Genomic DNA, 13,644 nt, shown 5'->3' on the forward strand with positions numbered 1-13,644 from the left:
CTATGCTGGTTAATCTTTGCGACTATAAACAGAGCGTGACGCTGATTGCTAACAGCGGCGTACAGTTTCTCGATTTTGGCCTGACTCCGCAGGACACCGCCAGCAACGGGCGTTTCGTGCGTAAAACGGCAAATGGCCCGCTGCTGCGCCTGGATTTTGACCTGGTCAACGGCCGGTACACGCTGCCTGCCCCCGATGGCGGGAAGCCGGAAGTGGTCAAGCCTGAAAGCACCATTCCACTGCATGACTCCCTGACCGTGCTGGACGGTGTCTGGCTGCCGCTCCCTTTCCTGCGCTTTAACCCGCCGCGGACGTTTGTTGATGGCCCGGATAACTGGGCGCGCGTCCAGGTACGGAAGCTGTCCACGCCCGACGCGGCAGGCAATACGCACCGGGTCACCGTCGCGCTCGACAGCCAGATTGCGGAGCATGCGACGTCTGCCCTGTCGCCGGTTGAAAACGACATTCTTAACGGCACGCGTTTCGCCCTCGCCTGGCGCGACAGTGAGGTTGAGAGTTTCCTCGACCAGACCTGGATTGACGGCTGGCTGCGTGAAGCCTTCACACAATATGCTGACGGGGTTGAAAAACGCGCCGAGCGCGAGCTGCATCAGGCCATGCGCAGCTTTGAATATCAGGCGCACTGGCTCAACCTGCTCTCCATGCTCGGTGAACAACTCACCGTGCCGGAAGTGAAGTTTGTCACCCATACCCTGAGCACCCCTGCTATTCCTGTCGATTTGATCCTTGACGTAGGCAACACCCATACCTGCGGCGTGATTATTGAAGATCATGGTGATGCCAACGACGGCCTGCGCCAGACGGCTGAACTTCAGGTACGATCTCTGAGTGAGCCGCAGTTCCTGAATGAGCCGCTGTTTACCAGCCGACTTGAGTTTTCTGAAGCGCGTTTTGGCAAGCAGCACTTCTCGGTGGAAAGCGGCCGGGAGGATGCGTTCGTCTGGCCGTCGATAGTCCGCGTGGGTGATGAAGCGCGTAAGCTGGCGATGCAGCGTCTGGGCACGGATGGCAACAGCGGTATCTCCAGCCCGCGTCGCTATCTGTGGGACGAGACGCCGGTGGTGCAGGACTGGCGCTTTAGCCAGATGAACAGCAAAACTCAGCGCGAACCGCTGGCAACCGCGTTTCCGCTGATGAACCTGATGAACGACGACGGGGAACCGCTCTTTACGCTGCCGCAGGATGAGCGCCTGCCGGTGTTCTCTCCACAGTACAGCCGCAGCACCCTGATGACGCACATGCTCTGCGAGCTGCTGGCTCAGGCGCTTGGCCAGATTAACAGCGTAGCCACCCGCTTGCGGCTCGGCTTCCCGGCCTCTCCCCGCCAGCTGCGGACGCTGATCCTCACCCTGCCTTCGGCGATGCCGAAACAGGAGCGCGAGATTTTCCGGCGCCGCATGTTCGAAGCCATCGCCATCGTCTGGAAAGCGATGGGCTGGCACCCGCAGGATGAAGATTTTGCCAGCCGCAAACAGCAGGAAAAAAGCGTGGTGCCGGTCCCTGAGATCCAGATGGAGTGGGACGAGGCCAGCTGCGGCCAGCTGGTGTGGCTGTATAACGAAGCCATTTCCCACTTCGGTGGCCAGACCGAGGCCTTTTTCGCCTCTCTTGCCCGTCCGGATCGCGCGCCTGAGCCTGGCGTCCAGCCGGGGCGCGCTTTGCGCGTGGCCTCGATTGATATCGGCGGCGGCACGACGGATATGGCCATCACGCACTATCAGCTAGACGATGGTACCGGTAATAACGTCAAAATCACCCCGCAACTGCTGTTTCGCGAAGGGTTCAAGGTCGCTGGCGACGACACACTGCTGGACGTGATCCAGCGCTACGTTTTGCCCGCACTGCAAACCCAGCTTCAGAAATCTGGCATAGCCGATGCTTCCCAGCTGATGGCATCCCTGTTCGGCGACTCCGGGCGGATCGATACCCAGGCGGTCCTGCGCCAGCAGACGGCACTTCAGCTCTTTATGCCGATCGGCCACGCGATCCTGGCGGCGTGGGAATCGAGCGATGTTGACGATCCGCTGGCCGGGCTGCATGCCACCTTTGGCGATCTGCTTGCGCAAAAACCGACCCGCAACGTGATGAACTATCTCCGGCAGGCGATCGACCATGCGTTGCCTGCCGGCTCAGAACACTTTGATCTGTTCAGCGTCCCGCTGCACGTCAGTTTCCGCGAGATGCAGGACGCGATGCTGGCGGGTCAGTTCACGCTTGCCGCCCCGCTGCATGCGGTATGTGAGGCGATCTCTCACTACAGCTGCGATATTCTGCTGATCACGGGACGGCCAGGCTGTCTGCCAGGCGTTCAGGCCTTGATTCGCCACCTGCAACCGGTGCCCGTCAACCGCATCGTCTGGCTGGATAAATACCAGGTTCATGAATGGTATCCGTTCAGCCAGCAGGGACGGATCGGCAACCCGAAATCCACCGCCGCCGTGGGTGCGATGCTCTGTAGTCTGGCGCTGGATCTTCGTCTGCCGCGCTTTAACTTTAAAGCAGCAGATATTGGCGCGTACTCTACGGTGCGCTATCTGGGCGTGCTGGATAACACTATCAATACCCTGCGGGACGAGAACGTCTGGTATCACGATATCGACCTCGATAAGCCCGGCGCGAAACTGGACGCCCGTCTGCACTTCCCGCTGCGCGGCAACGTTACGCTGGGCTTCCGGCAACTGGCCAATGCCCGCTGGCCCGCGACGCCGCTCTATACCCTGAGCATCAACTCTGCCGAGCTGGCGAAAGCCATTGCGGGCGACGGCGTACTGAACGTGCGCCTGAAGCTGCGTGGCGGCAATAAGCAGGAGGGGCCGGAATCTTTCGAGCTGAGTGATGCCTGGCTACAGGACGGCACGCCAGTGCCGCCGGATGCCCTGACCTTTAAACTGAATACTCTGGCCGATCGCCGACACAGCGGCAGCCACTACTGGATCGACAGCGGGAGCGTATACCTCAAATGACTGCGACGACTGCCACCACTCAGGCCTTAATCGGGTGGATCAACGAGACGCGACAGCACGCCCCGATGCTGGATAACGAAGCCGACGCCCTGCTTGCCCGCCTTAACGCCGCGCGCGCGCGTGAAGAGGCCCTCGAACGTGCCCTTGTCTGCCAGGGCAGCATCGGCTTATACGGCCACTCGCAGGCCGCGAAAGCGCATCTGCTGGCCTCCCTGTGCGGCAGCGGCGACGAACGGCTGAACGTTACGCCGGGTCAACGCACGTTTGATTACTTCTCGCATATTAACCCCGGGCATGCGCCGACCAACATGGCCGTGCGTTTCACCAGAGCGACCAGCGAGGTCGCAGACGACGCGTTTCCCCTGCGCCTGAGCCTGGTAACGGAGGCCGAGCTGGTACAGCTGTTTATCGCCCGCACTACGTTGGATCCGCAGATCCGTGCGGTGGATAAATCGGTGATTGAAGCCCGGCTTGAGAAGTGGCGTACGCTGCGTCAGCCGCACAGCGTGCCGGGAATAACGGCGCAGGAAGTCGCGACCGTTGCCCGGTTCTGGCAAACCGTAGTACCCGGCGCTAAGCAGCATATTGATGATGCCCTGTGGCACCAGTTTGCCCTGCTGGTTCCGTCGCTTGATCTCAGCACCCGCGCCAGCGTCTGGTCTCTGCTGTGGGGTGAGCAGCAGGAGTTAACCCAGCAGTGGCTTAAACTCGCCCAGGTGCTGCATCAAACCAGCCATGCCAGCGCGCTTGCGGCGCCGTTGAGTCTGCTGGTGGACAGTTTTGGTCTGCCGTGTGAAGGTTTCCTTACTTACGGGGCCTTTACCGTGCCGGAAGCGCAGGAAACATTGCTTCATCCGGTAAATAACGGCGAGTTGCTTAATGCCATTAGCCTGCCCGTCGATGTGCTGGCCTGCCTGACCCGCGAAGTGGTGCTGCCCGTTGAAAACTGCGTTCTGAATAACGTAGATATTATTGATATTCCGGCCATTTCTGAGGAAAACACGTCGCTGATGACGCAGGCAAAATGCCTGTGGCTGCTGGAGCATTATCGTCAGCACATACAGCCTGATGTCCTGGTTATCTGCAATGCGACGGCCCACCACCAGCAGACGGCAAAAACGGCCAGGCTCCTGCAAAACTGGGTCAAAGAGACGCAGCCGGTGGAAGAGTCCGCGTTGCCGGGCCTGGTCTGGGCCATTACCCCTCACGATGCGCGGTTTACCACAAAGCAGAATCTGGACGAAGCGGTGCAACAGTTGCTGGGCCAGCCGGGTCTGCGCTGGGGCACGCTCCAGGCGCTCGATACCCACAGCATGCAGCGGGTAATTGAATGGCTGTCGCAGGCTACCCTTCCAGCACAGCGCCAGAAGCGTCTCCACGCGCTGAAAAGGCTGTTGCAACAGTCTCTTTCGACGCTGATGCGCGCATACGTCGCCCCACTCACTCAGGAGCCAGGCGCAGGGCGGGCAGAGGCCGAAAAAATGGTCCGAACGCTGCAAGGCAGTGCCGCTCGTCATGGTGAACTGCTTGAGGGGCTTCTGCCGCCGTTAAACGCGTTTGAGACGCTGCTGACCGTCCACCAGCCTCGTGAGGAACAGGTCAACGGCCTGTTTAACGATGTTATCGATCTGTTTGCGGAAGAGACGCAGGAAAATCCAGGCGCGTTGCAGACCAAAGACAAAGCGCGGCTGGCCCATAACGTGTGGGTTAACCATCTTCGTCAGTGGAGTCGCAACGACGCGGCGGCTGCCCGTCTGGGCCTGGACGCAGAGGTATTACAGCAGATTGCGGATGTGCTGATCGTTACCAGCTACCGGCTGGATCTGCCGCTGCAACTGCAACGCATTGCAGAAACAGATAAAAGCAGTGCTGCGCAGCTGCATGCCGCGACAGGCAATTTCATTAGCTGGCTTGGCTATGAACTGACGCCCGTTTCTGAACGGCCTGCAAGCCGGATCCGCAAAGGTCAGCCAATTTTTGTGACGCCCGTTGTGAGCAGCGCTTTACCCCGTCTTACCCGACTTGGCGAGCAGCCTGTTCATGCGGCGACAGCCTATGTTTATGACTGGCTGGTTGCGCTCTACACCCGCGCGATTGAGAATGTGGATTATCAGTGCCCGTATGACATTAAGCCTGATGCGCGGAAAGCCTTGTCTGCCTTGCTGTCTTAATCATTGCAGCCCGCAGCAATGCGGGCTACCCCTTCATGATCCGTTTATGAAGCCAGACAAAGCCTGAGCCAACGCTGACGGGTTTTCCCAGGACATTGAATGGCCCGCATCAGGGATAATTTTTACAGCAACGCCTTTTTGTTGCAGGCGATTAAAATCGTCATCAGGCAGGGACCACTCACCAAAAACTAACATGACCGGGCAGCTCAATGACAAAAACAGGTGTTCCCAGTCGGGTTTAACGCCCTTGACCAGGCTCGTTGCGCCGCGCCAGACGGCCCAGGGGGCATTGCTTTGAAGGCTTCCAGACCACGCCGTCGTTTCCGCCCGCAGCATGTCATCATAGCCCTGTTCCAGAAAATGTTGTTCCGTTTGGGCCGCAATTGCCCGGCTGAACATCCCGCCACCCGCATGAAAATTGGGTTCAGACACTATCAGGCCTTTAACGCGTGACTTTAGCAGCGTTGCCGTTTCGATCGCGATACTCCCCCCCATGCTATGACCATAGAGCCAAAGACTATCCAGGCCGAGATGGTCTAACAGTTCAACCACCACCTGCGCCTGTTCACTTGTGCGATAACGGTAGTTGTCAGGTTTGTCACTGTAACCGCTACCGGGAAGATCGATCAGAATGGCTCTGCGCCCCCCGAAACGGGTATCACAGACAATACGAGGATATTCATACGACGATGCACAGCCCAACCCGTGGATAAAAACAACCGGGTCACCGAAACCGGGAAGATCCTGCCAGCGCACCGTGCAGCCTGCTTGCTGTGAATAGAAACTGTTCATAAGCACTCCATGTATGACGGACTGTATATTTATACAGCCTCAATGTATGGAATGCTATGTCTGGATGCCGATTCTTGAAGCGTGCTTCAGAAAAGAGAGATTAACAGGGCAACAGGAAAGCTCATCGGCCAGGTAGATCCCACCAGGAATGCGCTCAACAGGCGAATACGTTTACGATCTTTAGACAGGAACCAGGTAATTAATGCGCAGATGGAGGCCATGATTGCGTAGAAAACCAACATCTTTTGATACAACGTCATTCTGTTTACCTGAGCCGAAAAATAACCGCACGCAATATGCGTCATATGTTGACACAGATCAAGTTTTTTCGTTACACAATAACCACTTAATTATTAATGATAATAACAACTGAGTACCTTGTGTAACAACGCCGGGTAAAGCAAAACGGTTATTATTGATAAGATGCATATAGAATGCACTTTTTGGTAAATCCATCCCTGCAGAAAGCAGTCTAATAAAAGCAGGCTTTTAAGGGAGGAAACATGCTACGCATTCCGCAGAGTTGCATTCACACCCGTTCCACGCCTTTCTGGAACAAAGAAACGGCCCCCGCCGGCATTTTTAAACGTCACCTTGATACGGGCACGCAGCCGGGCGTTTACCCTCGCCTGTCGGTGATGCGCGGCGCGGTGCGTTATCTGGGCTATGCTGATGAATTTACACCTGAGCCTGACAGCGAGCTCGTCATTGAAGCGGGTCGTTTTGGCGTTTTCCCGCCAGAGAGATGGCACCACATTGAGGTGATGACCGACGATACCTTGTTCAATATTGAATTCTTTGTTGAACCTGAGGTGCTTAAGTCCCTTTAAGCGTCCGACAACATGAAGGAAACTATTATGTTACGTATTCCTGAAAACTTTGTTCACACCCGCTCGACGCCGTTCTGGAATAAAGAGAGCGCCCCAAAAGCGCTTTTTACCCATCACAACACCAAAGCCGGCGTGTACGGTCGGTTGTCCGTCATGCAGGGTGCGGTGCGTTACTTTGGCTTTGCCGATGGCGATGCCACCGAACCCGATCTGGAAGTGATCATTGAGGCCGGTTCTTTTGGCATCTCGCCACCGCAAAAATGGCACCGCATTGAGCTACTGACCGACGACACCTATTTTAATATCGACTTTTTCGCGGATCCTGCCGTCACGCTCAGCGGTGCGGGTATCGGTAAAGTGGTCAACACGCATAAGGAGTAAATAATGGGTAAGGCTACCTATACCGTGACCGTCACCAACAACAGCAACGGCGTGTCGGTGGATTATGAAACAGAAGCGCCAATGGAGCTGTTGATTCCGGACGTCGCGGCAGATGTCGTGAAGGATCTGGTGAATACCGTTCGCGCCTACGATACGGAAAATGAACACGAGGTATGTGGCTGGTAAGCTGAATCGCCCGGCACTGCGCCGGGCATGAGGGTTTAGTGTTTGATCATCACATGTCGGACTACCGTGTAATCCTCAAGTCCGTAGACCGACATATCTTTGCCGTAACCGGATAATTTCATTCCGCCGTGCGGCATTTCGCTCACCAGCATAAAATGGGTATTGACCCAGGTGCAGCCATACTGCAACCGTGCGCTGAGTCGATGGGCGCGTCCGACGTCTTTTGTCCAGACGGACGAGGCCAGGCCGTATTGCGAATCGTTAGCCCAGCTCAGCACCTGCGCTTCATCCTCAAATTCCGTCACGCTGACCACCGGGCCAAACACTTCGCGCTGGACGATCGCATCTTCCTGCTTCGCCCCGGCCAGTAGCGTTGGCTGGAAGTAATATCCTGCCCCCTCTCTTTTACTGGCACCGGTGACGACGCGGATATGTCCAAGGGCTTTGGCTTCGTCCACGGCAGCGCAAACGCGGGAAAGATGCGCGGCGGAGCTGAGCGGGCCCAGCTCCGTTGATGTATCGTCCGGCGCGCCCATTTTCAGGCTGGCAACAGCTGCGCCCAGCTTTTCGACCAGCGCGGAGTAAATCCCCTTCTGGGCATAGATACGACAGGCTGCGGTACAATCCTGACCAGCATTGTAGAAACCAAACGTACGCACGCCTTCAACCACGGCATCCAAATCTGCATCGTCAAAGACAATGACCGGGGCTTTTCCACCCAATTCCATATGGGTACGTTTAACTGAAGATGCGGTATGCCCGATAATATGTTCTCCGGTAGCAATAGAGCCGGTGAGAGAAACCATACGGACTTTTTCGTGCCCGGTCAGCGGATCTCCTACGGTTTTGCCGCGACCAAACAGCACGTTGAGCACGCCTGGAGGGAAGATATCTTTCGCCAGTTCCGCCAGCTTCAGCGCCGTCAACGGGGTGATTTCAGACGGCTTGATGACGACACAGTTTCCCGCCGCCAGCGCGGGCGCCAGCTTCCACGCCGCCATCATCAGAGGATAGTTCCAGGGCGCGATAGAGGCGACAACGCCAACCGGGTCGCGGCGAATCATTGAGGTATGTCCTTCGAGGTATTCTCCGGCAGCCAGCCCATTCAGGCAGCGGGCGGCCCCGGCAAAGAAGCGAAACACATCGACCACGGCCGGGATCTCATCTCCCTGGACACAGTGCAGCGGTTTCCCGCAATTTAGCGACTCCAGTTGTGCGAACGCGTCAGCGTTGGCTTCTATCACATCAGCCAGTTTCAACAAACTTTCGGCGCGCGTTTTGGGCGTCGTTTGCCCCCACTCAGTGAACGCGCGATCGGCAGCCTGGACGGCAGCGTCCACCTGTGCTGCCGACGCTTCAGCAATCTCCAGCAATACTTCACCCGTGGCAGGATTGTAAACCGCCTGCTTCTCACCCTCGCCGGTCACCAGTTCACCATTAATCAGCAGTTGATTTTGCATAGCATCGTCCTGTTGAAATCGACATAGTTTTCGCTGTCAGCACACGTTCTGGCGGGTCGATGCGTGACAACGTCACGTCACCAATCCGCACTCCCTTACTAAAGGTAGACCGCGCATCATGTCGCTTCAGGAATTTTCATCAAGGTGTGACTGGGGACAGCATCATTTCGCGAATTAACGCCGCCAGTTGGACGACCGCCTGCTCCTCCCGCTCGCCCCATCCCCATGAGGTATTGAAACGGAAAAACGGTGTCCAGATATTGGACGTGGAAAACATTTTGCCGGGCGCAATGCTGATTTGATGAGTTAATGCCTTTTCACTCAACTGCCCCGCATCCAGCTGTTCAGGCAGTTCCAGCCATAAAAAGTAGCCGCTGTCGTTATGATGGATTTTGACGCCAGCAGGCATATGGCGCAAAAGCGATTGCCAGGCCTGCTGTTTGCGTTCAGCAAGCGTGCGCCGCAGGCGACGAAGGTGGGCGTCGTAACGTTTGGTCGCCAGGTAATCCACCAGCGCCAGCTGCATGGGGGAGCTGGTGGATAACGTACTCATCAGCTGTAACTGCTGAATACGGCGCGCATGTTTTCCCGCCGCCACCCAGCCAATACGGAAACCGGCCACCAGACACTTAGAGAATGAGGAGCAGTGCAACGTCATATCCTGCTTATCCCAGGCCTTTGCCGGAAGCGGCTTTTCGCGGCCAAAGTAGAGTTCGCTGTAAACATCGTCTTCAATCAGCGTGACGTTATGCCGGGTTAATAAGGCCACCAGCTGAGCTTTCTTCTCTGCACTCAGCGTGAAGCCGAGCGGGTTCTGACTGTTGGTCATCAGCCAGCAGGCTTTCACCGGATAATCATTTAACGCCTGCTCAAGGGCACTGAGATCGATGCCCTCACGCACGTCAGTAGCAACCGACAGCGCTTTCAGTTTCAGACGTTCAAGTGCCTGGAGTGCGCCATAAAAACAGGGGTTTTCAACGATAACCCAGTCACCTGGTTCAGTGACAGCCTGCAAACTAAGGTTGAGTGCTTCGAGCGCGCCCGCGGTGATCACAATTTCGTCCGGGGAGATATTCATCCCCTGCTGAGCGTAGCGACGGGCAATGGCATGACGTAAGTCGACGTTACCCGGCGGCAGGTTTTCAATCACACTCATGGCCGTGGCCGTTTTACTGACATTAGCCAGCGAGCGGTTGAGTTGCTGAAGCGGGAATAGGCGCGGATCGGGAAATGCCGAGGCAAAAGGGACAACGGAGGGGTCGCGGCTGGCCTGTAGCACGTCGAAGATATAGGTGTTGATGTCAACTACTTCATCGCGCATCACCTGCGCGGGCGGTGCTGGCTGGTGTGTGGTCGGACGGGCGGCAACGTAATAGCCTGACTGCGGTCTGGCAACAATGCGCCCCTGACTTTCCAGCATCTGATACGCGTGGCCCACGGTCATGAAACTCATGCCGCTGCTTGCCACCTGCTCTCGCAGAGAAGGCAGCTTATCGCCCGGCAACCATACGCCAAGCTCAATCTGCGAGATAATTTGTTGCGCCAGACGCTGGTATTTTTTCATCAGATTCTCCTTATTGCTGACAGTGTATATCAGCAGGAGAAAAAGAGAAGATTTTGCTAACTGTTATGGGAAACGCGGCAGATTACTTGCGGTACTCAGTAATGTGATTCTGAGCCGAACGCGCTGCGGCCAGGTGGTCGAGCGTGATCATTGGCGATTTGCAGAAAATGCATTTCGCGCCGAACGGATTTTTGTCAGACACATCAAAAGCTGAGGTGCGGTACTGCGAGCCATGACAGCATGGGCAGCGGAAATGGATATAAGAAGTCATAGGATTCTCCTGTAAACGTAAAAACGTAAATTACTCATGAGCCGATCAGGCAAAAGTTGGTTCGATACAAAACTAATCGGAATGTAGATAAAGACCCAAGAGAGGCTGCGGAGAGGCACAACGTGATGAGAACTGCTTTATAAAACTACGTCAGATATTTATTTGGATTCAAAACCAGAAATCCATTAACGCATGTTGCAGGCGACAAAGCAAGCTGTTTAATGCGTAAAAATCATAAAAAGAAATTTTTTATTCTTCCTTGTTAGCTATATCAGTCAGATAAAGTTCACCTTTTCCCCCAACTGTTATAGATAAATTTTCAATTTCTGCTTCTGATATCTCATTTTCCCCCTCTTTATCATAACAGCACACCGTTTAACATTGAGGCAGTGCATGTTTGGTCCAGATGCGTTTCATCTTGCGCGAATACAGTTCGCCTTTACCGTATCCTTTCATATTATTTTTCCGGCGATAACCATTGGCCTGGCGAGCTATCTCGCCGTGCTGGAAGGGCTGTGGCTGAAAACAAAAAACCCCGTCTGGCGTTCGCTGTACCATTTCTGGTCGAAGATCTTCGCCGTCAACTTTGGGATGGGCGTGGTCTCCGGCCTGGTGATGGCTTATCAGTTTGGCACCAACTGGAGCGGGTTTTCGCAGTTTGCGGGCAGCATTACCGGCCCTCTGCTGACCTATGAAGTGCTCACCGCGTTCTTCCTTGAGGCGGGGTTCCTCGGGGTAATGTTGTTTGGCTGGAATAAGGTCGGGCCGGGGCTGCACTTCTTTTCGACCTGCATGGTGGCACTGGGGACCCTCATGTCTACGTTCTGGATCCTCTCGTCAAACAGCTGGATGCAGACACCGCAAGGGTATGAAATCATCAACGGTCAGGTCGTTCCGGTGGACTGGTTTGCCGTGGTGTTTAACCCCTCCTTCCCTTACCGCCTGCTGCACATGTCGATAGCGGCATTTCTCAGCAGTGCACTGTTTGTCGGAGCCTCCGCGGCCTGGCATTTGCTGCGCGGAAACAACACCCCTGCCATTCGCACCATGTTCTCCATGGCGTTGTGGATGACGTTGATCGTAGCCCCTGTTCAGGCACTGGTGGGTGATATGCACGGGCTTAATACCTTAAAACACCAGCCCGCGAAAATAGCCGCCATTGAAGGCCACTGGGAGAATCCCCCGGGTGAGCCTACTCCGTTGCTGCTGTTTGGCTGGCCGGATATGGAGCAGGAACGGACCCGTTTTAGCCTTGAAATTCCCGCTCTCGGCAGCCTTATCCTGACCCACAGTTTCGATAAACAGGTTCCGGCATTGAAGGAGTTCCCAAAAGACGATCGCCCGAACGCCACCATTGTCTTTTGGTCTTTCCGCATCATGGCCGGTTTAGGGATGTTGATGCTCTTCCTGGGCATGGTGGCGGTCTGGCTGCGTTACAAACAGCGCCTCTACACCTCACGTTCCTTCCTGTGGTTTGCCCTGCTGATGGGGCCGTCCGGGCTGATCGCGATCCTCGCCGGATGGGTAACAACGGAGGTCGGCCGCCAGCCCTGGGTCGTCTATGGGCTACAGCGTACGAAGGATGCGGTTTCCGCACATGGCGATCTGCACATGAGCATCAGCTTGCTGGCCTTCTTCGTGGTTTATACCGCGGTGTTCGGCGTGGGTTACAGCTATATGGTGCGTCTGATTAAAAAAGGGCCGCAGCCTTATGAATCCTTCGCGACTGAATCCGATGGCCGCCCTGCTCGTCCGCTTTCTGCCGTCACCACTGAATTTAAGGAGTAACCGTAATGGGTATCGATCTTTCCATTATCTGGTTCGTGATTATCGTTTTCGCCACGTTGATGTATATCGTGATGGACGGTTTTGATCTGGGGATAGGCATACTGTTTCCGGTAACGCCGAATGCGGACGATCGCGACGTAATGGTCAACAGCGTGGCTCCCGTCTGGGACGGCAACGAAACCTGGCTGGTGCTTGGCGGTGCGGCCCTGTTTGGCGCCTTTCCTCTCGCCTATGCGGTGATCATCGACGCGCTAACCCTTCCACTGACAATAATGCTGATCGGGCTTATATTTCGTGGCGTCGCCTTCGAATTTCGCTTCAAAGCGACTCCGGCGCACCGTCCGTTCTGGGATAAGGCCTTTATTGGCGGGTCAATTGTGGCGGCCTTCAGCCAGGGCATCACCGTCGGCGCGGTCATCCACGGGTTCAGCGTCACCGGTCGCGCTTACAGCGGTGGTCCGTTTGACTGGTTTACCGCGTTCAATCTTTTCTGCGGTGCGGGTCTTGTGGTGGCTTACGCGCTGTTAGGATCAACGTGGCTGGTAATGAAAAGTGAAAATGCCCTGCAACAGCGGATGCGTCAGGTATCGAAAGTGCTTCTGCTCCTGCTTCTGGTATTCATTGCGGTAATCAGTATATGGACCCCTCTCGCCCAAGCAGCCATTGCTGCGCGCTGGTTTACGCTGCCAAATCTGTTTTATCTGCTGCCCGTTCCTGCGCTGGTTGCGATCCTGAGTCTGTGCCAGTGGCGCTGCCTGAACGATCCTGCGAGCCATACACTGCCGTTTATCATGACGTTAGGGCTGGTTTTTCTTGGCTTTAGCGGGCTTGGGATCAGCATCTGGCCGCATATCATCCCGCCGGACATTACCCTCTGGCAGGCCGCTGCGCCAGCCCAAAGCCAGGGCTTCATGCTGGTGGGCGCACTGTTGATCATTCCTGTGATTCTGGTCTACACCTTCTGGAGTTATTACGTTTTTCGCGGAAAAGTACAGCATGGGGAGGGTTATCACTGATGCAACAACCTGTATGGAAACGTTTGATGTGGCTTGCCATCATCTGGGGCGGCAGCGTCCTGGCACTGGCCTGCGTAAGTATGCTCTTTAAAATGCTGATGGCCGCAGCCGGATTTAAATCGCACTAATTCATTCACCGGGTGCGTTGCCGCCCGGTCCTTATCTCGCACTTTCAGATAAACCCCATTAACACCCTGGAGG

13 protein-coding genes are annotated in these 13,644 nt (G+C 55.8%); 8 read left to right on the forward strand and 5 right to left on the reverse strand.

Annotated features, from left to right (window positions below; translation table 11 throughout):
- Positions 1–2: 2 nt before the first annotated feature.
- Positions 3–2,984: a virulence factor SrfB gene (locus L2Y28_RS11460; RefSeq protein ID WP_022648246.1), complete on the forward strand. Its 2,982-nt coding sequence runs from the start codon at positions 3–5 to the stop codon at positions 2,982–2,984.
- The gene (locus L2Y28_RS11465) at positions 2,981–5,155 is read left to right on the forward strand and encodes a virulence factor SrfC family protein (RefSeq protein ID WP_022648247.1); all 2,175 of its coding nucleotides are present in this window, start codon (positions 2,981–2,983) and stop codon (positions 5,153–5,155) included. The genes L2Y28_RS11460 and L2Y28_RS11465 overlap by 4 nt, the downstream gene beginning before the upstream one ends.
- A 33-nt stretch (positions 5,156–5,188) precedes the next feature.
- On the opposite strand, the gene L2Y28_RS11470 is transcribed toward L2Y28_RS11465, so the two are convergent.
- On the reverse strand, positions 5,189–5,947 hold the full coding sequence (locus L2Y28_RS11470; protein ID WP_022648248.1) for an alpha/beta fold hydrolase: 759 nt from the start codon (positions 5,945–5,947) through the stop codon (positions 5,189–5,191).
- Positions 5,948–6,033: 86 nt separating this feature from the next.
- Entirely contained in the window at positions 6,034–6,207 is a 174-nt protein-coding gene (locus tag L2Y28_RS11475; RefSeq protein ID WP_003856960.1) for a GhoT/OrtT family toxin, read from the reverse strand.
- Between the two features lie 243 nt (positions 6,208–6,450).
- On the opposite strand from L2Y28_RS11475, the gene L2Y28_RS11480 reads away from it, so the two are divergent.
- Genes L2Y28_RS11480 through L2Y28_RS11490 form a run of 3 tightly spaced genes read left to right on the forward strand, consistent with a single transcriptional unit; the run spans position 6,451 to position 7,344 of the window.
- Entirely contained in the window at positions 6,451–6,777 is a 327-nt protein-coding gene (locus L2Y28_RS11480) for a DUF1971 domain-containing protein (RefSeq protein ID WP_022648249.1), read from the forward strand.
- 27 nt (positions 6,778–6,804) lie between these two features.
- Positions 6,805–7,158, forward strand: coding sequence for a DUF1971 domain-containing protein (locus L2Y28_RS11485; RefSeq protein WP_022648250.1), 354 nt, complete (start codon positions 6,805–6,807; stop codon positions 7,156–7,158).
- A 3-nt stretch (positions 7,159–7,161) separates the two neighbouring features.
- A complete protein-coding gene (locus tag L2Y28_RS11490) occupies positions 7,162–7,344 on the forward strand; it encodes a DUF1869 domain-containing protein (protein ID WP_003856955.1) in 183 nt (60 codons plus the stop codon).
- Positions 7,345–7,379: 35 nt separating this feature from the next.
- Here the strand turns inward: L2Y28_RS11490 and patD are convergent, their stop codons facing one another.
- The 3 genes from patD to L2Y28_RS11505 all read right to left on the reverse strand — a co-directional run bounded on the left by patD (position 7,380) and on the right by L2Y28_RS11505 (position 10,639).
- Positions 7,380–8,804 (reverse strand): aminobutyraldehyde dehydrogenase, encoded by a 1,425-nt coding sequence (patD, locus tag L2Y28_RS11495; RefSeq protein ID WP_022648251.1) that lies wholly within the window; start codon positions 8,802–8,804, stop codon positions 7,380–7,382.
- A gap of 139 nt (positions 8,805–8,943) precedes the next feature.
- Complete coding sequence (locus L2Y28_RS11500; RefSeq protein ID WP_022648252.1) at positions 8,944–10,368, reverse strand: PLP-dependent aminotransferase family protein; 1,425 nt, start codon at positions 10,366–10,368, stop codon at positions 8,944–8,946.
- 82 nt (positions 10,369–10,450) lie between these two features.
- Positions 10,451–10,639 (reverse strand): hypothetical protein, encoded by a 189-nt coding sequence (locus L2Y28_RS11505; RefSeq protein WP_003856945.1) that lies wholly within the window; start codon positions 10,637–10,639, stop codon positions 10,451–10,453.
- 393 nt (positions 10,640–11,032) lie between these two features.
- Here L2Y28_RS11505 and L2Y28_RS11510 point away from each other — a divergent pair, with 393 nt between their 5' ends.
- Genes L2Y28_RS11510 through L2Y28_RS11520 form a run of 3 tightly spaced genes read left to right on the forward strand, consistent with a single transcriptional unit; the run spans position 11,033 to position 13,571 of the window.
- Positions 11,033–12,427, forward strand: coding sequence for a cytochrome ubiquinol oxidase subunit I (locus L2Y28_RS11510; RefSeq protein ID WP_022648253.1), 1,395 nt, complete (start codon positions 11,033–11,035; stop codon positions 12,425–12,427).
- Between the two features lie 5 nt (positions 12,428–12,432).
- Complete coding sequence (cydB, locus tag L2Y28_RS11515) at positions 12,433–13,443, forward strand: cytochrome d ubiquinol oxidase subunit II (RefSeq protein WP_022648254.1); 1,011 nt, start codon at positions 12,433–12,435, stop codon at positions 13,441–13,443.
- Positions 13,443–13,571, forward strand: a complete 129-nt coding sequence (locus tag L2Y28_RS11520; protein WP_017693358.1) for a DUF2474 domain-containing protein — start codon at positions 13,443–13,445, stop codon at positions 13,569–13,571. Before cydB ends, L2Y28_RS11520 begins: the two co-directional genes overlap by 1 nt.
- Positions 13,572–13,644: the final 73 nt, after the last annotated feature.

This window comes from Enterobacter sp. JH25, from assembly GCF_021725435.1.
Taxonomy (GTDB): domain Bacteria; phylum Pseudomonadota; class Gammaproteobacteria; order Enterobacterales; family Enterobacteriaceae; genus Enterobacter; species Enterobacter intestinihominis.